We start from the raw sequence: 15,941 nt of genomic DNA on the forward strand, positions 1-15,941 counted from the left end.
GTCACTGTGAGGAGCCCGAGCCGTGAACCCGTTCGAACGCGCCCTGCGCGCCGTCGACCGCACCCAGCAGCGCCGCCGACCACTGGCCGTCGTGGTCGGGGTGGTCAAGAAGTACGGCGACGACCGGGGCGGGCTGCTGGCCGCGCTGATCACCTACTACGGCTTCGTCTCACTGATCCCGCTGCTGCTCCTGCTCTCCACCGTGCTCGGCTTCGTCCTGCACGGGCACCCGGACGCGCAGCAGGCCGTGGTCGACTCGGCGCTCGCCGACTTCCCGATCATCGGCGACCAACTGCGGGAGAACGTGCACTCGGTGCAGGGCAGCGGGCTGGCGCTGGTGATCGGTGCGGCGGGCCTGCTCTACGGCGCGCTCGGCATCGCGCAGGTGCTGCAGCACGCGATGGCCGAGGTGTGGAACGTCCCCAACTTCCAGCGCCCCGGCTACTGGTCCCGGCTCTGGCGCAGCCTGGCGCTGTTCGCCACGCTCGGCACCGGCCTGCTGCTGAGCACGGCCGCGGCGGCCCTGGTCGGCGCCGCGCTGGGCGGACCGGCCGCCCGGATCGGCGGGCTGCTGCTCGCGGCGGTCCTCAACACCCTGCTGTTCCTGGCCTGTCTGTGGATCCTCACCCCGAAGGAGGTCCCGGTCCGCTCGCTGTGGCCGGGCAGCTTCCTCGCCGGCCCGCTCTTCACCCTGCTCCAGGCGTTCGGCGCCGCCCTGGTGACCCACCAACTGCGGCACGCCACCGCCGTCTACGGCTTCTTCGCCACCGTGATCGGCCTGCTCTCCTGGCTGTACCTGGCCGCCCAGGTCACCGTGTACGCCGCTGAGACCAACACCGTCCTGGCCCGCCGCCTGTGGCCCCGCTCCCTGCTCCAGCCGCCGATGACCGGCCCGGACGAGCAGGTGCTGGGGGACATCGCCCGCCAGGAGGAGCGCCGCCCCGAGCAGCGCGTCGACGTCGACTTCACGGACGAACCCCGGGAGGACGGACCCCGCGAGGACGGGCCCCGGGAGGGCGCGCCCGCGAAGGACTCCCTCTCGAAGGACGCCCCCACGGAGGAGGCACCGGCGAAGGACGCTCCGGCGAAGGACGAGTCCGCCAAGAACGCCCCGCCGCAGGGTCGTCGGGGCGGTTCGACCGCCGCCTGAGCACCGGCTGTCCATGATGCGGATGCCCCGGTGGACGCGGGCCCCGGCGTGGTCGACTGGGCGTCACACCCGCTGCCCGGCCCAAGGAGCCCCGCCATGCTGTCCGCGCTGCCCTCGCTCGACGGGCTGGAGTTCGCCCCGGTGTCCCGTCCCGAGCAGGGCGAGGTCGACCCCGGCACCCGGTTCGCGTACCACGAGGACGAGGGCCTGGTGTGGGCCGACTACCAGGGCGGCGAGGTGGTGCACGGGCACCTGGTCGGCACCCGCACCGGGGACACCGTCGACTTCCGGTACGTGCAGCTCAACCGGGCCGGGGAGACCAACTCCGGCCACTGCACCAGCGTCCTGACCCGGCTCGCCGACGGCCGGCTGCGGCTGGACGAGACCTGGCGGTGGGAGTCCCGCCCCGGCTCGGGCACCAGCGCGGTCGAGGAGGTCCTCCCCTACTGACGGCCCCGCTCCCCCGGCCGTCCCCGGCTGTCGGTGGCCACCGGTAGCGTCCGGGCCATGACTGATCGTGAGACCTTCGCCCCGCTGGTGTTCATCGAGTACGACCACAAGCCCGGCTCGTACGGCCTGCTGCTGACCGACGACCGGATGGTCGAGGTGGACGAGGTGTTCGAGGCGGCGGGGCAGCAGAACGGCGGCTACGGCTGGGAGGCGGTGGCCCGCTCCGCCGTCCGCTCGCGGGCGCCGCAGCTGGAGGGCCGGTTCCGGTACGACCCGGAGGCCGGCATGTTCGTCGCCTACGGGGAGGACGCGGCGGCGCTGCGCGAGCTCGGCGCGCTGCTCTCGGGGGCCTTCCACGACCGGCCGGGCCTGCGCGAGTTGATCGACGCCGCCGAGCCCGACTGGTTCGACTGACGGCCCCTGGCCGTCCCGCACGCGGGAACGCCGACGGCCGCCCCTCCCGACATGAGGGGCGGCCGTCGGCGTCGTGCGCGGGGTCCGGTCCTACCGGAGTCCGATCGGGGGTCCGATCAGACGGTCAGGACCTGGCCCGGGTAGATGACATCGGCGGAGGAGCCGATGGTCTGGGCGTTGGCGCTGAACAGCGCGTCCACGGTGGTGCCGTTGGCGGCCGCGATGGCGCCCAGGGTGTCACCGGACTTGACGGTGTAGGTGCTGCCACCGGTGGTGTTGCCGCCGCCGGTGTGGCCGCCCTTCTTCCAGGACTGGTGGCCCTGGTAGGAGGACTTGCCGCTGTCAGCGGTGGTGTTGGTGGAGGCCGGGTCGGAGTCGGTGGTGGCCGACTTCGCGGACTTGGTGCCGGCGGTGCTGCTGCTCGCGGAGTCGCTGGTGGCGCTCGACTTGCTGCTGCCGGTGCCGGTGCTGGTGCTGGTGGTGCTCGACTTGCTGGTGCTGCCGGTGCTGCTGCCGGACGAGGTGTCGACCTGCGCGGCGGCGCCGCCCTGGGTCAGACCGGCCTGCACGGAGCAGACGGGCCAGGCACCCGGGCCCTGCGAGGCCAGGACCTTCTCGGCGACCGCGATCTGCTGCGCCTTGGTGGCCTGGTCGGCCTGCGGGGCGTAGGCGGTGCCACCGAAGGCGGCCCAGGTGGAGGAGGTGAACTGCAGGCCACCGTAGAAGCCGTTGCCGGTGTTGATCGACCAGTTGCCGGTCGACTCGCACTGGGCGACCTTGTCCCAGGTGGACACGTCCGCGGCCGAGGCCGAGGTCGCCGTCACGAGGCCGGCCACCGGGAGGACGGCCACCGCACTGCCCGCGACGATGGCGGCCCGGACGCGGTTGCGCTTCCGGTTGCCCCGCTCGGCGGTGGTGGCGGTCTCGGTGGCGGCAGTCTCGTTACGGAAGATCATGCGATTCCTTTCGGATGCCCCGGGCAGGCAAGGCGGAACCAGGGGCCCGACGGGCCCTGCGGTCTCTCGCGCTTGTGGATCGGACGGTGCGGTCGAGGTCCGACCTGCTCTCCGTCGCGGTCACCCTGCCCGTCGGGCGGCTCGGTTGCCGCACCGGGGCGTTGGTTTCGGGTGATCCCGGGTAGTGCGCCCTGCACTGGTTACGAAGTTACGGGCGCCCGGGCCGAACTCCAAGCATTCGAAGGTTTACGCAGGTCAGGACCCCGTTACCGCCAGTACAGCGCCCTCCGCGGCCCGGCCCGGCCGCCATTTTCCGGGCCCGGGCGGGGCGGGACCGGCGGCGGCTGTGACCGGGCTCACCGGTTCGGACCGCCTCCGGCCGGGGAACCGCACACCCTCCGTGGCCTCCCGCTGACGGCGCGCCGACTGTCCAGCGATCCGCCTATGGGACGGGCCACAGCGGCCACCCACCGTCCACCCGGCCGTCACCCGCCGTGGCCGGACCCGGCTCCGAACTCCCCCGTCAGGACAGTGCGGTGAGCACCCGCGGCCCGCCCTCGGTGACCGCCACGGTGTGCTCGGAGTGCGCCCCGCGCGAGCCGTCCGCCGAACGCAGCGTCCAGCCGTCCGCGTCCACCCGCAGCTTCGCCGAACCGGTGCACCACCACGGCTCCAGCGCCAGCGTCAGCCCGGGCCGCAGCTCCAGCCCGCGCCCGGGCCGCCCGACGTTCGCCACGTGCGGGTCCTCGTGCATGGTGCGGCCCAGGCCGTGCCCGCCGAAGTCGGTGTTGATCCGGTAGCCCGCGCCCTGGCCGACCGCCGCGATCGCCGCCGAGATGTCCCCGATCCGGTTGCCCGGCACGGCGGCCGCGATCGCCGCGTCCAGCGCGGTACGGGTCGACTCCGCCAGCCGGACGTCCCGCTCGTCCGGGGTGCCCACGATGACGGTGACCGCCGCGTCGGCCACCCAGCCGTCGATCGACACCGCGAAGTCCAGGCTCAGCACGTCGCCGTCGCCCAGCACGTAGGGGTGCGGCTGACCGTGCAGCACCGCGTCGTTCACCGACAGGCAGATCACGTTGCGGAACGGCCCGCGCCCGAAGGACGGCGCGTAGTCCCAGTAGCAGGACTCGGCCCCCCGCCGGTCCACCAGCTTCCGGGCCCGCAACTCCAGGTCCATCACGTCCCGCCCCACCTCGGCCAGCCCCGCCAGCTCGGCCAGCGTCTCGGCGACGAACCGGCCGGTGACGGCCATCTTCTCGATCGCCTGCGGAGTCTTCAGCTCGATCACGGCACCGCTCCCTGCACGACGACCACCCGGCCGCCCGGTCGAAAGAACCGCCGGTATTCAAATACCGGCAGCGGACAGCGACACGCTAGCAGCCCCCGGTATTCAAATACCGCCCACCCCCGAGAACACCCCACGAAGGCCACCTCGGCGGAGCACCGCAGCCCACGAGCCGGCGGAGGCCCCCGACCCGCCCCGGCCCGCCGACTGCCGGGCCGGCACCGGACACGTCGGGCACCTACTGCCTTGACCGAAGCGCCACACGAGCGCAGGGAACAGTCCTGGTCGCCACCGAGGGCGGTGATCGCGCAGGGACCGTCCCCGCGCCCGCGGGGATGGTCCCGCCCCGCCGCGCGGACGCCTGAGCCGCGAACTGCCCTCCCACACTTGGGAGTCCCGTCCAGCCGGCCGGAGCGGAGGACCGTAGGCGCAGCCTCCGGTGGCGGTAGTGGTGGAGCGGGCGGGCGTACGGGAGCGGGGCCCGCGCTGATGCGCGGGCCCCGCTCGGTGTCCGGTCGCTCCGGGGTGCTGTCCTGGCCGTCGGCTACCAGCGGTACCAGCGGCCGCGGCTGCCACCGGCGTTGGTGCCGCGGGCGACGAAGCCCACCACCCACACCACCAGCACGATGATGGCCACCCACCACAGGGCCTTGAGCGCGAACCCGGCGCCGAACAGGATCAGCGCCAGCAGCAGAACCAGAAGAAGGGGAACCATGATGACCTCCACGCAGTCGGTGTCGGACCGCCGTATGCCCCTGAGCTGGCCGAATATTCACATGAATCCGTGAGGGCCGCCGGGGCACGCGGTCGCGGGCCGGCCTGCCCGGGGCGGGGGCGGGGTTTCAGCGGGCGGTGGCGTCGAGGAGTGCCTCCACGGCGGCGCGGGCCCGGGTGGCCGGGGCGGGGTCTCCGTCGATCGCGGCGGTCACGATGGCGCCCTCGGCGAGGAGTTGGACGGGGGTCGGGTCGGTGAGGCCCGCTGCGCGGGCCCAGTCGGCGAGTTGGGCGTGGAAGGCCGCCTTGTGGGCGCGCACCTCGGCGAGGACGGCCGGGGAGGTCGGGCCGAGTTCGCCGAAGGCGTTGATCCAGGCGCAGCCCCGGTAGCCGGGCTCGGCGAACCAGTGGCCCAGCCAGTCGAACACGGCGAGCAGCCGGGCGCGGGGGGTGGAGGCCGCGGTGGTCTCGACGGCGGCGGTCAGGCCGGCCCGCCAGCGCAGGTCGCGGCGGCGCAGGACGGCCACCACCAGGTCGTCCTTCGCGGGGTACAGGCGGTAGATCCGCTTGAGCGGCAGGCCCGAGGCGGCCCGCACCTCGTCCATGCCGACGGCGCGGATGCCCTTCTCGTAGAACAGGGCTTCGGCGGCGTCGAGCAGGGCCTCGCCGTCCTGGCGGGTCTGCTCCTCGGTGTGCGGGGCGGGCATCGGCGGCTCCGGTTCGGCGGTGCTTGAGGTCGCTTGAGGTTGCTTGACCGTGCTTGACGTGGAGAACGGTCGTTCCCTAGCGTAGGCCCCGGCCGGATGGAGAACGGTCGTTCTCGACCCGGCGACCGGCACGACGACGCACCCGCAGGAGGCACCATGCCCGAGGACCGCCCGCCGCTCCCCCCGTTCACCCGCGCCACCGCCCTCGCCAAGGTCCGGGCCGCCGAGGACGCCTGGAACACCCGTGACCCGGCCCGGGTCGCCCTCGCGTACACACCCGACACGGTCTGGCGCAACCGCGACACCTTCCTCACCGGCCGCGCCGAGGTCACCGCCTTCCTCGCCGCCAAGTGGCGGCGCGAGCGGGAGTACGCCCTGCGCAAGGACCTCTGGGCGTTCGAGGACGACCGGATCGCCGTCCGGTTCCAGTACGAGTGGCACGACGCGGACGGCCAGTGGTGGCGCAGCTACGGGAACGAGCTGTGGGAGTTCGACCGCCACGGCCTGATGCGGCGGCGCGAGGCCGGCATCAACGACGTCCGCATCGACGCCGCCGACCGTCGCATCCACGGCCCGCGACCGGCCGCGGAGCGGGGCGGACCGGAACTGCCGCTGCGCTGAGCTGCCCGCCTGAGCTGCCCGCCTGGGCGGCGGGCCGGGCGGTTCAGTAGCGTGTCCGCATGGTGCGAGTCCCCCTGACCCCCGAGCAGATCGAGGCCGGCCGCCGCCTGGGTGCGCTGTTCCGCGAGACCCGGGCCGGTCGCGACCCCGCCACCGTCGCCCACAGCGCCGGGATCTCCCCCGAGACGCTGCGCAAGATCGAGATGGGCCGGCTGCCCAGTCCGGGCTTCGGCACCGTCGTCGGCCTCTGCGCCGCGCTCGGCCTGCCGCTCGACACCGCGGCCCACGTCTGGCTCGGCGAACCCGCGGGCTGCCCCCCGCTCAGCGGGAGCGGGGCGCACGAGTAGCCGCCCCGGGGCCCGGGGCGGCAACCGGCAACCAGGGGTGGGCGGTCAGGCGAGGACCAGGTACTGGCGGCCGTCGAGGAGTTCGCGGACGGCGTCCAGGTGGCCGGCGTGGGTGGCGGTCTCGGTGATCACGTGCAGGACGACCTCGCGCAGGGTGTCGTAGCGCCAGCCGTCGAAGAAGTCCGGCCACCAGGCGGGGGACGCGTCGAGGGAGGCGGTGGAGAGGAGGACGTCGGAGAGCGCCGCCTGCCCGCGGTAGAGGGCGAAGACCTCCTCGGCCGTCAACTCCGGGGCGGGCTGCCAGGCGTCGCCCCCGGCGTCGAGGATCTCGTCGATCGCGGTCCGGTCCCCCGCCGCGACCGCGCGGAACCAGAGCTTCTCGACGTCCAGGGCGAGGTGGTGCACCAGCCCGAGGCAGCTCCAGCCGGAGGGGAGGACCGGGCGGCGCAGTGCCTCCTCGTCCAATCCCTCCAGGATGTCCAGGACGTGCTTGCGCTTGCCGTTCAAAACACCCAGCAGCGTGGTCAGTTCGGTGTCGGCCATGGGCCGGACCGTACCCCGTCCCGCCGACAGCCCGCACCCGAACGGGACTCAGACCAGGGCCAGGACCGCGTAGCGCTCGTCGTGGACCGGGCCGCCCCACAGCGCCGGGTCGGCTTCGAGGGGCTCGACCCGCAGGTCGCGGACCAGGGGGCGCAGCGCGGCGGCCAGGACGGACGCGGTGACGCCGCCCGCCCAGGGCAGGCCCTCGGTGCCCGGGGCGTAGGGCTCGACGGGCGCGTCGGCCTCGCGCCAGCGGCCCTCGACCAGCAGCAGGCGGCCGCCGGGGCGCAGCAGGTCGGTCCAGGCGCGGAGGGCGGCGTGCGGGTCGGGGAGGGTCCAGAGCAGGTGGCGGGAGAGCACCGCGTCGTACCGACCGTCACCGGTCGGGGGGAGGCTCGCGTCACCGACCAGGAAGCGCCCGTTCCGCCCGGCGGCGGCCAGCTTGGCCCGGGCCCGGTCGACCATCGCGGGGGCGAGGTCGACGCCCGTCACCCGGTGCCCGGCCTCGGCGAGGAGCAGGGAGAGCGAACCCGTGCCGCAGCCGACGTCCAGCACGTCGAGCCCCGCACCGGGCAGCCACCCCGCGAGGCGCCGCCGCCAGGCCCGCCGGGTGACGTCGTCACGCAGGCCGTGGTCGGGCTCCCGGTCGAACGAGGGGGCGGCGGCGTTCCAGTAGGCGGCGATCGGGCCGAGCGGAGGTTCGTCCATCCGGACAAGATCCCACCCGCCGGTGACAGTCGGCGGTCTCGGCTCCCTCGGCCGTCTCTGCCGTCTCTGCCGTCTCAGCCGGCCAGCGCGAGACGTACCGCGAACACCGCGACCAGGCCGTACCCGGCGGCGTGGGTGAGCCGGCGGGCCCGGGGGCCGAGCCGCGACCCGGCCAGTGCCCCGGCCGCGGCGAGCACCTGCTGCCAGGCCAGGGAGGCCAGGAAGACGCCGACGACGAACGCGGTGGAGCCGTCACCGGCGGCGCTGCCCCGGCCGGTGATCAGGGCGGTGAAGTAGAGGGCGGTGGTCGGGTTGACGGCCGTGAGCAGCGCGAACCGGAGGAAGGAGCGGGCCACCACGGACGCCCGACCGGGCATGGCGGACGCGGCGGGCACGGCGGGGACGGTGAGGACGGCGGGTTCGACGGAAACGGCGGGGACGGTGAGGACGGCGGGTTCGACGGAAACGGCGGGCGCGGCAGGCTCGGCAGGTACGACGGGTGCGGCGGGAGCGGCGGGAGCCACGGGCCCGGCAGCTACGACAGGGGCGGCAGACACGCCGGGAGCCACGGGCCCGGCAGGCTCGGCAGGGACGGCAGGCCCCGCAGGTGCGGTGGCGGCGGAGCGGCGTAGGCCGAGCAGTCCGTGGGCGGCGATCGCGGCGAGCAGGAGGGCGGAGGCGGCCCGTACTGCGGTCTCGTGTCCGGTCAGGAGGGTGGCGACCTGTGGTCCGGCCAGCACGGCGGCTGCCGCGTACGCGCCGTCGACGGTGGCCACGGCGGTGGCGGCGCCCGCGGCGGGGGCCCAGCCCCGGCGGCCCTCCTGGAGGAGGAGCACGCCGATCGCGCCGAGCGGCAGCGCCACTCCGAGCCCGGCCAGTGCGCCCGCGACCAGCGTCCGTGTCATTCCGACACGATGGCGCTCGCGCCCCGTCCGGCGCACCGCATTTTCTGCGGGCACCGGGCACCGGTCACCGGGCGCCGAACACCGACCGCCGGGTCCCGGTCAGCCGTGCCGGGTTCCGCCGCGGCGGCGGTGGGCCGCGGCGACGGCCCGGACCGAGCGGTAGGAGAGCACCGCGAGGGCCGATTCGGCGGACAGCACGGAGGCGGTGCTGCGCCAGGAGCCGAGGGAGAGGACGGACAGCGCCGAGCCGACCGAGCCGATCGACAGGAAGGACCCGACCGAGCCGACGGACAGGAACGAGCCGATCGAACCGATCGAGAGGAACGAGGCGGTCGAGCCGAGCGAGAAGCCGCCGGCCGCTGCCGCGCGCAGCCGTTGCGCGCGGATCTTCGGGGTAGGTGGTCGGACGGACATGCCCCCTCCTTCTGCATCTGCTGGGCTGCTGGCCTGCTGGCCTGCTCCCTGCCCCCAGCCTTCCGCCGGGTCCCCGTCCGCGCAAAGGCACCGGTCGCCGGGGGTGCCGGGTCGGGTGGCGGCGGGGGCGGAGCTGCTTGGATGGGGCGTTCGTCGGACCCGCCGGGTCCGGTGCGTCGGGTGTGAGGGAGGAGCGGGTCCGGTGAGTACGGTGTCCGCCGAGGTGCTGTCGTTGGTGCTGCTGGCGGCGGTGCTGGTGGGTGCGGTCCGGCGGCCGTTCGGGTGGCCGGAGGCGGTGGTGGCGGTGCCGGCGGCGGGGGTGCTGGTGGCGGTGGGGGCGGTGTCGCCGGCCGCGGCGTGGGCCGAGGTGGGGCGGCTGGCGCCGGTGGTGGGGTTCCTGGCGGCGGTGCTGGTGCTGGCGCAGCTGTGCGACGACGAGGGGCTGTTCGAGGCGTGCGGCCGCTGGATGGCGGGGGCTTCGGGCGGGCGGCCGGTGCGTCTGCTGGGGCAGGTGTTCGCGGTGGCGGCGGTGGTCACGGCGGTGCTCAGCCTGGACGCGACGGTGGTGCTGCTGACCCCGGTGGTGATCGCCACGGCGGGGACGCTGGGGGTGCGGCCCCGGCCGCACGTGTACGCGTGCGGGCACCTGGCGAACACGGCCTCGCTGCTGCTGCCGGTCTCCAACCTGACCAACCTGCTGGCGTTCACCGCCAGCGGCCTGGGGTTCGGCCGGTTCACGGCGCTGATGGCGCTGCCCTGGCTGGCCGCGGTGGGGGTCGAGTACCTGGTGCTGCGGCGGTGGTTCGCGGCCGAGCTGGCGGTGCCCGCCGAGCGGCCGGTGGCGGCGGGCGGGGTGCGGCTGCCCCGGTTCGCGCTGTGGACGGTCGCGGGGACGCTGGCGGGTTTCGTGCTGGCCTCGGCGGTCGGCGTCTCCCCGGCGTGGGCCGCGGCGGCGGGCGCGCTGGTGCTGGCGGTGCGGGCGCTGGCCGGTCGGCGCAGCACGCCGCGCCGGATCCTGTCGGCGGCGGCCGTCCCGTTCCTGGCCTTCGTGCTGGCGCTGGGCGTGGTGGTGCGGGCGGTGGTGGACAACGGGCTGGCCGACCGGCTGGCGGCGGTGGTCCCGGCGGGCGACACGCTGCCGGTGCTGTTCGCGCTGGCCGGGCTGGCGGCGGTGCTGGCCAACCTGGTCAACAACCTCCCGGCGACGCTGCTGCTGGTCCCGCTGGCCGCCCCGTCCGGTCCGGGCCCGGTGCTGGCCGTGCTGCTCGGCGTGAACCTCGGCCCGAACCTGACGTACGCGGGCTCCCTCGCCACCCTGCTGTGGCGCCGGATCACCCGGGAGCGGGAGGTCGACGACGGCGGTCCGCGGCTGTTCACCGCGCTGGGCGCGCTCACCGTGCCGACCACCCTGGCGGCGTCCGTGCTGGCCCTCTGGGTCTCGCTGCGCCTGTTCTGAGCGGTGGCGGCGGCCGTCCGGCGGCGGTCGCCCCGCGGGCCGACGCCCTGGCGCCGCCCGGACACCGCACGCACGCCGCACGCACACCGCCCGGGTGGCGGGCGAACTGACCGGGCGTCAGCTCCCGTTCGCCGGGTTTTCCGATGATCGGCGGTGTGAGATCCGCCACGGCCGGGGGAATTGCGTAGACACGGCCGGGTGAGGCAGGGTGAATCGGCGTCAGGCCCTGCGTACGGCCCCGCACACCCGCCAACTCCGGTCGGCGGGCCGATGACTTGCACGACCGCGAGGCCGTACGCCGCTCGATCCACCCGCCGCTCCGGGTCCGCCCGGGGCGGCGGCCGAGTCCGCGTCTCCCGTGACCAGCGTTCGACGGAGGCCAGCGCCAGGGGCAGATAACGCGCCCGTGCGGTCACAGGACGGGCGACGCCGGAAGGAAACCATGTGACTCGGATCTCGGTCCGGGGCGTCGCTGTCGCCTCCGCCACCGCCGTGACCGCCGTCGGAGCGGTCGTGGGTGCGGCCGCCGGCAGCGAGGGCAAGGCCGTCCAGACGGTCGACGTCGCGAGCGCCACGCTGCTCGCCGACGCGCCCACCGGTGCGCAGGCCCAGAACGTCAGCGACGGCATCGGCCGGCAGGCCGACGCCCAGCAGGTGTCCGCCGACACCGCCGCCAGGAAGGCCGCCGCCGAGGCCGCCCGGCAGAAGGCCGCGGCCGACGCCCAGGCCAAGGCCGACGCGGACAAGGCCGCCGAAGCCGCCAAGGCGGCCGCGGAGAAGGCGGCCAAGGACGCCAAGGCCGCCGAGGAGGCGGAGGCGAAGCGGGCCACCGAGCAGGCGAACCGCGACTCCTCGCGCAGCGTGCTGGCCAGCGTCCCGGCCGGTTCGGTCCAGGACATCGCCCGGGGGATCATCGGCAGCGACACCCAGTTCCAGTGCTTCAGCCAGATCGTCACCCGCGAGAGCGGCTGGAACTACACGGCGAGCAACGCCTCCTCCGGCGCCTACGGCCTGGTCCAGGCGCTGCCGGGCTCCAAGATGGCCTCGGCCGGCGCGGACTGGCGCACCAACCCCGCCACCCAGATCAAGTGGGGCCTCAACTACATGAACAGCCGCTACGGCAGCCCCTGCGGCGCCTGGTCGTTCTGGCAGTCGCACCACTGGTACTGACCGGCCCCGACCGCGGCCCCGCGGTGGCGGAGCACGGCACACGACGTACGGCCCGAGGCCCGCGCGACCCCCGTGGTGGCGCGGGCCTCGCCGTTCCCGCACGTCACCTTCACCTCCCCCGTCCCGGGAGTTGCCTCCCGGCTCACTATGCTTCGCCTCTGCCGAAGGTTCCCTCCCGTTTTTGCGTTATCCGCCGCTGGCCGGTGGATCTCCAAGGGTGTGAGGGCAGGACGCGAGAACACGAGGACGGGCCGGGCTGTGGACAGTGGACGGACGGCGGCGCTGGTCGGACGGGCGCAGTGCGGTGACCGGCAGGCGGTGGCGGAGCTGGTCGGCGGGCACCTGCCGCTGGTCTACAACGTGGTGGGGCGGGCCCTGTCGGGGCACCCGGACACCGACGACGTGGTGCAGGAGACGATGCTGCGGGCCGTGGACGGCCTGGCCGGGCTGCGCGACCCGGCCGGGTTCCGGAGCTGGCTGGTGGCGATCGCGCTGAACCAGGTGCGGCGCCGGTTCCGGGACGCGGACGCGGTGGACGCGGTGCCGGACCCGGCCGCGGTGGCCGATCCGGCGGCGGACTTCGTGGGCCTGACGATCGTCCGGCTGGGCCTGTCGGAGCAGCGCCGCGAGGTCGCGGAGGCGACCCGCTGGCTGGACGACGGGGACCGCGAACTGCTGGCGCTGTGGTGGCTGGAGGCGGCGGGCGAGCTGTCGCGGACGGAGCTGGCGGCGGCGCTGGAGATATCGCCGCAGCACGCGGCGGTACGGGTGCAGCGGATGAAGGGCCAGTTGGAGGCGGCCCGGGTGGTGGTACGGGCGCTGGCCGCGGTGCCGGGCTGCCCGTGGCTGGCGGAGGTGACGGCCGGTTGGGACGGCGTGCCGGGCGCGCTGTGGCGCAAGCGGATCGGGCGGCACGCCCGGGAGTGCGCGGTGTGCGGGGAGCAGCGCCGCGGCCTGGTCCCGGCGGAGGGGCTGCTGGCGGGCCTGGCGCTGGTGCCGCTGCCGGACGGGGCGCGGTTCGCCCAGGAGCTCGCCGCCGCGTCCTCCCACAGCGGCAGCGACGGCACCGGCGGCGGGTCCGCGCCGCGGGCCGGGCGGGCGGCGCACCGGCGGGGCCCGTCCGCGAGCGGTGCGCACCGGGCGGGGGCGCGGCGCGGTCACCGGCGGGCCCGGCGGCGCGGTCCGGCCCCGGTGGTGCTGGGCGGCGGGGTGGTGGCCGCGGTGGCGGTGGTGGCCGGGCTGCTGGTGGTGGTCGGCGGGACGGACACGCCGCCGGCGGTGGGCGCGGCCGAGCAGCCGCCGCCGTCCGTGGCGGCGCTGGTGGACCCGGCGCAGGGCACCGCCCCGGCGGCCGACGGGGACGCCTCGCCGTCCGCCGCGCCGTCCGCGTCCCCGTCCGCCGCGGCCTCCCCCTCGCCGAGTGCGCCGGTCTCCTCCGCCGCCCCCTCCCCGTCCGCGTCGGCTTCCGCCAGGCCGTCCGCTCCGGCGGCGCCCGGGTCCGGGTCGGCCGCAGCGTCGGCGAACCCGGCCGCGGCCTCCGCCGCGAAGCGGTCGACGGATCTGGCGCAGCAGGTGGTGGACCTGGTCAACACGCAGCGCGCGCAGGCGGGTTGCGGGCCGGTGCGGGCCAACGCGAAGCTGGCGACGGCGGCGCTGCGGCACTCCGAGGACATGGCGGCGCGCAACTTCTTCGACCACACCAACCCGGACGGGGCCGGTCCGCAGCAGCGGATCGACGCCGTCGGGTACGCGTGGAGCGGCTGGGGCGAGAACATCGCGCGCGGGCAGAAGGACGCGGCCGCGGTGATGGAGAGCTGGATGAACAGCCCGGGCCACCGGGCGAACATCCTGAACTGCAAGTTCACCGAGCTGGGTGTGGGGGTCCACCTGGGCACGGGTGGACCCTGGTGGACGCAGGACTTCGGCACGCCGCGCTGAGGCCGGAGCCGCGGACGGCGCGGAGACCGTCGTCCCGCCCACGCCCCCGCCTCCGTCTCCGGTCGAGCGGTCAGTCGGTGGTGGCGTGGGTCCCTTCCCGCGGGCGGGGGACGGCGTCGGCGGCGTCCGCGGTCAGTACGGTCTCGCGCAGGTCGGCGAGTGCCTCGTCCACCGAGTCGTGGACGTCGAAGATCCGCTCGATCCCGAAGAGCTGGAGGATCTTGCGGGTGTGGACGTCGGGTCCGGGCAGGACCAGCCGCAGTTGTCCGTCGCGGGAGGACAGCATCCGGCGGGTGGCCACCAGGACGGCGAAGCCCGTGGAGTCGCAGAAGTCGACCCGGCTGATGTCGACCACCATCCGCAGGCAGCCGTCGGTGACCAGTCGCTGGAGGCGTTCGCGGAGGGCAGCGACTCCGCTGATGTCCACCTCCCCGGCCACCTGGACCACTGTCCAGCCGTATCGCTCCCCGTAGCTCACGCTCAGTGCCACGCTGTTGCCTTTCTCTGGTGCCGCTGGGGGTATGCGGCCCCCTGCCCGTTTCCTCCGGCGGCAACCCTGTTCCAGGTGACGATTTGGCGGTCGAGCGGAGTAATTTCCGCGAAATGTCATGGCCAGGGACCGTTGAACGGTCGAATTCGCTGGCCGACCCGATGATCTGCACAGGATTTCCTCCGGTTGGCGGTACCACGGGGGCGGCCTCCCGGTGCGGACCCGGTGGGACTAGCCGGGCGTGTTCTCCCGCTCCTGGAGGACCTGGCGCATGCGCTGCCCGGTGGCGTCCGGGGCGATCAGGGGGGCCGGGTAGGAGGCGGGGCGGCGCGGGGACTGCCAGGGGCGGTGGATCTCGCGGCCGGGGAGGTCGGCGAGTTCGGGGAGCCAGCGGCGGACGTAGTCGCCGGACGGGTCGTAGCGGTCGGCCTGGGTGAGCGGGTTGAGGACGCGGTTGGGGCGGGTGTCGGTGCCGGTGCCGGCCACCCACTGCCAGTTCATCTGGTTGTTGGCGAGGTCGCCGTCGACCAGGTGGTGCAGGAAGTGCGCGGCGCCGGGCCGCCAGTCCTGGCGGAGCGACTTGGTGAGGAAGCTGGCGGTGAGCAGCCGGGCCCGGTTGTGCATCCAGCCGGTCTCGGCGAGCTGCCGCATCCCGGCGTCGATGATCGGGAAGCCGGTGCGGCCCTCGCGCCAGGCGGCCAGTTCCTCCGGGTCCTCGCGCCAGTGGCCGGGCCGGTGGCGGTAGTCGGCGCGGGCGGCGTCGGGGCGGGCGGCGAGCACCTGGTAGTGGAAGTCGCGCCAGACGAGCTGCCGGACGAAGGCGTCCGCGCCGTGGCCGCCGCGCCGTTCGGCGAGGTGGGCGAGTTCGTTGGCGGACAGGCAGCCGAAGTGCAGGTAGGGCGAGAGGTGGGAGGTGCCGTCGGCGGCGAGGTCGTCGTGCAGGGCCGCGTAGTCGTCGGTGTGCCAGCGCTGCCAGGCGCGGCGGGCGGCGGCCTCGCCGGGGTCGGGGAGGCTGCGGGCGGTGGGGGCGGCGGTGGGCAGCGGGGCGCCGGTCAGGTCCTCGGGGGTGTGCAGGGCGGACGGGGCCGGCAGCGGGGTGCGGCGGGGGGTCTGCTGCCAGGCCCGGTGGTAGGGGGTGAAGACGGCGTAGTGGTCGCGCCCGGCGGGCCGCACGGCCCCGGGCGGGACGGCGGTCAGCGACGCGTCGTGCACCCGCAGCCGTTCGCCGAGCGCGGCGCTCAGCCGCTGTTCGCGGCGGTGCGCGTAGCCGCTGACCCCGGCGGCGACGTGGACGCTCGCCGCGCCGGTCTCGGCGGCGAGTTGCGCGGTCCGTTCGGCGGTGTCGCCCTCGCGCACCAGCAGTCGGCCGCCGGCCCCGCGCAGTGCGGCGTCCAGTTCGGCCAGGCAGCCGGCCAGGAACGCGGCCCGGTTGGGGGCGGCGAAGCCGGCGGCGGCGATCGCCGGGTCGGTGACGAACAGCGGCACCACCCGGTCGGCCCCGGCGCGGGCGGCGTGCAGGGCGGGGTTGTCGTGCAGGCGCAGGTCCTGGGTGAACAGGACGATGGCGAGAGTCATGGTGCTGGTTTCCGTACGGGGCTCGCGGTGTCGACTTGGCGACCTGTCGGTGTTCCGGGCGGCGCGGTGGCCGCGCCGGGCGGTGGTCGGGCCGA

18 protein-coding genes are annotated in these 15,941 nt (G+C 75.2%); 8 read left to right on the forward strand and 10 right to left on the reverse strand.

The features are described 5' to 3' along the window. Positions 1–22: 22 nt before the first annotated feature. The 3 genes from ACIQVD_RS13540 to ACIQVD_RS13550 all read left to right on the forward strand — a co-directional run bounded on the left by ACIQVD_RS13540 (position 23) and on the right by ACIQVD_RS13550 (position 2,014). Positions 23–1,150, forward strand: coding sequence for a YhjD/YihY/BrkB family envelope integrity protein (locus ACIQVD_RS13540; protein ID WP_402288778.1), 1,128 nt, complete (start codon positions 23–25; stop codon positions 1,148–1,150). A gap of 96 nt (positions 1,151–1,246) precedes the next feature. After that, a complete protein-coding gene (locus tag ACIQVD_RS13545; RefSeq protein ID WP_100834991.1) occupies positions 1,247–1,600 on the forward strand; it encodes a hypothetical protein in 354 nt (117 codons plus the stop codon). A gap of 57 nt (positions 1,601–1,657) precedes the next feature. Continuing rightward, on the forward strand, positions 1,658–2,014 hold the full coding sequence (locus ACIQVD_RS13550) for an immunity 51 family protein (RefSeq protein ID WP_400685767.1): 357 nt from the start codon (positions 1,658–1,660) through the stop codon (positions 2,012–2,014). Positions 2,015–2,130: 116 nt separating this feature from the next. On the opposite strand, the gene ACIQVD_RS13555 is transcribed toward ACIQVD_RS13550, so the two are convergent. The 4 genes from ACIQVD_RS13555 to ACIQVD_RS13570 form a co-directional block, all read right to left on the reverse strand. Next, complete coding sequence (locus tag ACIQVD_RS13555; RefSeq protein WP_402288782.1) at positions 2,131–2,970, reverse strand: transglycosylase family protein; 840 nt, start codon at positions 2,968–2,970, stop codon at positions 2,131–2,133. Positions 2,971–3,493: 523 nt separating this feature from the next. After that, positions 3,494–4,261 carry a type I methionyl aminopeptidase gene (map, locus tag ACIQVD_RS13560; protein WP_400685772.1) on the reverse strand — a complete coding sequence of 256 codons (768 nt, stop codon included), beginning with the start codon at positions 4,259–4,261 and terminating at the stop codon, positions 3,494–3,496. Positions 4,262–4,802: 541 nt separating this feature from the next. Next, positions 4,803–4,973 (reverse strand): hydrophobic protein, encoded by a 171-nt coding sequence (locus ACIQVD_RS13565; RefSeq protein WP_100835002.1) that lies wholly within the window; start codon positions 4,971–4,973, stop codon positions 4,803–4,805. 127 nt (positions 4,974–5,100) lie between these two features. Then, entirely contained in the window at positions 5,101–5,679 is a 579-nt protein-coding gene (locus ACIQVD_RS13570) for a TetR/AcrR family transcriptional regulator (RefSeq protein ID WP_402288785.1), read from the reverse strand. Positions 5,680–5,835: 156 nt separating this feature from the next. On the opposite strand from ACIQVD_RS13570, the gene ACIQVD_RS13575 reads away from it, so the two are divergent. Beyond that, positions 5,836–6,300 carry a nuclear transport factor 2 family protein gene (locus ACIQVD_RS13575; protein ID WP_402288788.1) on the forward strand — a complete coding sequence of 155 codons (465 nt, stop codon included), beginning with the start codon at positions 5,836–5,838 and terminating at the stop codon, positions 6,298–6,300. A gap of 59 nt (positions 6,301–6,359) precedes the next feature. Beyond that, entirely contained in the window at positions 6,360–6,647 is a 288-nt protein-coding gene (locus ACIQVD_RS13580; protein ID WP_111552720.1) for a helix-turn-helix transcriptional regulator, read from the forward strand. A 45-nt stretch (positions 6,648–6,692) separates the two neighbouring features. On the opposite strand, the gene ACIQVD_RS13585 is transcribed toward ACIQVD_RS13580, so the two are convergent. From ACIQVD_RS13585 to ACIQVD_RS13600, 4 genes are all read right to left on the reverse strand, one after another. After that, positions 6,693–7,190: a DinB family protein gene (locus ACIQVD_RS13585; RefSeq protein ID WP_400685781.1), complete on the reverse strand. Its 498-nt coding sequence runs from the start codon at positions 7,188–7,190 to the stop codon at positions 6,693–6,695. 48 nt (positions 7,191–7,238) lie between these two features. Next, positions 7,239–7,898 carry a class I SAM-dependent methyltransferase gene (locus ACIQVD_RS13590; RefSeq protein WP_402288792.1) on the reverse strand — a complete coding sequence of 220 codons (660 nt, stop codon included), beginning with the start codon at positions 7,896–7,898 and terminating at the stop codon, positions 7,239–7,241. A gap of 74 nt (positions 7,899–7,972) precedes the next feature. Beyond that, positions 7,973–8,803 (reverse strand): hypothetical protein, encoded by an 831-nt coding sequence (locus ACIQVD_RS13595; RefSeq protein WP_402288794.1) that lies wholly within the window; start codon positions 8,801–8,803, stop codon positions 7,973–7,975. Between the two features lie 99 nt (positions 8,804–8,902). Next, positions 8,903–9,217 carry a hypothetical protein gene (locus ACIQVD_RS13600; protein WP_402288795.1) on the reverse strand — a complete coding sequence of 105 codons (315 nt, stop codon included), beginning with the start codon at positions 9,215–9,217 and terminating at the stop codon, positions 8,903–8,905. 202 nt (positions 9,218–9,419) lie between these two features. Here ACIQVD_RS13600 and ACIQVD_RS13605 point away from each other — a divergent pair, with 202 nt between their 5' ends. The 3 genes from ACIQVD_RS13605 to ACIQVD_RS13615 all read left to right on the forward strand — a co-directional run bounded on the left by ACIQVD_RS13605 (position 9,420) and on the right by ACIQVD_RS13615 (position 13,781). Then, the gene (locus tag ACIQVD_RS13605) at positions 9,420–10,673 is read left to right on the forward strand and encodes an SLC13 family permease (protein ID WP_400685792.1); all 1,254 of its coding nucleotides are present in this window, start codon (positions 9,420–9,422) and stop codon (positions 10,671–10,673) included. A 444-nt stretch (positions 10,674–11,117) separates the two neighbouring features. Next, complete coding sequence (locus tag ACIQVD_RS13610; protein ID WP_400685795.1) at positions 11,118–11,843, forward strand: transglycosylase SLT domain-containing protein; 726 nt, start codon at positions 11,118–11,120, stop codon at positions 11,841–11,843. 258 nt (positions 11,844–12,101) lie between these two features. Continuing rightward, on the forward strand, positions 12,102–13,781 hold the full coding sequence (locus tag ACIQVD_RS13615; RefSeq protein ID WP_402288799.1) for a sigma-70 family RNA polymerase sigma factor: 1,680 nt from the start codon (positions 12,102–12,104) through the stop codon (positions 13,779–13,781). A gap of 70 nt (positions 13,782–13,851) precedes the next feature. Here ACIQVD_RS13615 and ACIQVD_RS13620 read toward each other — a convergent pair whose 3' ends face one another. Both ACIQVD_RS13620 and ACIQVD_RS13625 read right to left on the reverse strand, forming a co-directional pair. Then, complete coding sequence (locus ACIQVD_RS13620; protein ID WP_159072992.1) at positions 13,852–14,271, reverse strand: STAS domain-containing protein; 420 nt, start codon at positions 14,269–14,271, stop codon at positions 13,852–13,854. 231 nt (positions 14,272–14,502) lie between these two features. Continuing rightward, positions 14,503–15,846, reverse strand: coding sequence for a cryptochrome/photolyase family protein (locus tag ACIQVD_RS13625; RefSeq protein WP_400685801.1), 1,344 nt, complete (start codon positions 15,844–15,846; stop codon positions 14,503–14,505). Between the last annotated feature and the right edge of the window lie 95 nt (positions 15,847–15,941).

This window comes from Kitasatospora sp. NPDC090308, from assembly GCF_044769485.1.
In the GTDB taxonomy this organism is placed as follows: domain Bacteria; phylum Actinomycetota; class Actinomycetes; order Streptomycetales; family Streptomycetaceae; genus Kitasatospora; species Kitasatospora fiedleri.

Coding starts and splice junctions, on each gene's coding strand:
- ACIQVD_RS13545 (WP_100834991.1), top strand. CDS start 1,247: ATGCTGTCCGCGCTGCCCTCGCTCGACGGGCTGGAGTTCGCCCCGGTG.
- ACIQVD_RS13550 (WP_400685767.1), top strand. CDS start 1,658: ATGACTGATCGTGAGACCTTCGCCCCGCTGGTGTTCATCGAGTACGAC.
- ACIQVD_RS13555 (WP_402288782.1), bottom strand. CDS start 2,970: ATGATCTTCCGTAACGAGACTGCCGCCACCGAGACCGCCACCACCGCC.
- ACIQVD_RS13565 (WP_100835002.1), bottom strand. CDS start 4,973: ATGGTTCCCCTTCTTCTGGTTCTGCTGCTGGCGCTGATCCTGTTCGGC.
- ACIQVD_RS13570 (WP_402288785.1), bottom strand. CDS start 5,679: ATGCCCGCCCCGCACACCGAGGAGCAGACCCGCCAGGACGGCGAGGCC.
- ACIQVD_RS13575 (WP_402288788.1), top strand. CDS start 5,836: ATGCCCGAGGACCGCCCGCCGCTCCCCCCGTTCACCCGCGCCACCGCC.
- ACIQVD_RS13580 (WP_111552720.1), top strand. CDS start 6,360: ATGGTGCGAGTCCCCCTGACCCCCGAGCAGATCGAGGCCGGCCGCCGC.
- ACIQVD_RS13585 (WP_400685781.1), bottom strand. CDS start 7,190: ATGGCCGACACCGAACTGACCACGCTGCTGGGTGTTTTGAACGGCAAG.
- ACIQVD_RS13590 (WP_402288792.1), bottom strand. CDS start 7,898: ATGGACGAACCTCCGCTCGGCCCGATCGCCGCCTACTGGAACGCCGCC.
- ACIQVD_RS13595 (WP_402288794.1), bottom strand. CDS start 8,803: ATGACACGGACGCTGGTCGCGGGCGCACTGGCCGGGCTCGGAGTGGCG.
- ACIQVD_RS13600 (WP_402288795.1), bottom strand. CDS start 9,217: ATGTCCGTCCGACCACCTACCCCGAAGATCCGCGCGCAACGGCTGCGC.
- ACIQVD_RS13625 (WP_400685801.1), bottom strand. CDS start 15,846: ATGACTCTCGCCATCGTCCTGTTCACCCAGGACCTGCGCCTGCACGAC.